This window comes from Vibrio sp. Vb1980, assembly GCF_033338615.1.
In the GTDB taxonomy this organism is placed as follows: domain Bacteria; phylum Pseudomonadota; class Gammaproteobacteria; order Enterobacterales; family Vibrionaceae; genus Vibrio; species Vibrio alginolyticus.
This window is the reverse complement of sequence record NZ_JAWOSZ010000061.1, coordinates 1-898: the sequence shown is the minus strand read 5'-3', so window position 1 is coordinate 898 and position 898 is coordinate 1. Positions and strand designations below refer to the sequence as shown.

Here is an 898-nt window from a genome sequence, read left to right as displayed (position 1 = left end):
TGAGATTTCAGTTCACCCTCCATTATTTCAACATCTTTGTAGTAAGATTTGAGATAGTAGTCGTGGAAAGTCAGTTCTGAGAAAGGGATAACCTTATTCCTCCATTCATAGTTTAGCTCGTTGTTCTCTATAAACGGCTCTCGCCAGTGAACATCAAACCACAGTTCTCCCGTTTCATCAGTTTTAGCCCTCGCTTCACGACTCAATACAAAGACGTTTGCTCGATTTCGATAAGCTATATCTAGGTCGGTGAATCGCTTACCATCAAAGTCCAATAGCACCCAAATCACATAGGTATTATTTCGTTGATAGAAGTGCTCACGGGCAGCTATAACGCTGATAAAAGTAGTGCTCATTTGCAGCTCAAACACCACACGTTTAGTTTTACCAGAATCGTTATAGTAAGAAGAAACGTCAGGTATTCGCCACTCTTTACTCATTATCTGAGTTGGATCTTCGCACGAATCTCTAAAGGTAGCTTCAACCTTACAATCTGAAAATCTGTTCAGTCGGTCATTTCTAATAGCGTCATAGATATACTCTTTTGATTCACGATGAGCTTTTCCCTCTTTTTGACCATTAAACTTCATCGCAAGCATTTGCTCTTTCTTTAAAACAGAGTCTTTTTCCTGCAATGGACACTCAGCATTTTTAAACTTGTGCGTGTAATGGTTAATAGCACGTCTTCGGTTGCGAAGTGCTACAGGCTGATAGCACACGGCACAAAGGTATTTCCTTAAACCATCTTCTATGAGGTTTCTTTTTCTATGAAGTGCTCCCTCTTCAATATTATCGAGTTGATCAGCTACTTCGATAATGTCGTGCGTGTGAGGATCATAGATGTGAGTGATTAGCCGTTTATTGATAGTCGTAGTCATTACACATCACCATTCTCAAC

Annotated in this window: 1 protein-coding gene; it reads right to left on the bottom strand. The window is 40.0% G+C overall.

Translation table 11 applies throughout. From position 1 onward, the window contains the following. A partial coding sequence (locus R7F64_RS23785) for a DUF6035 family protein (RefSeq protein WP_318072136.1) occupies positions 1-878 on the bottom strand: 878 nt, incomplete at its 3' end. Positions 879-898 lie beyond the last annotated feature (20 nt).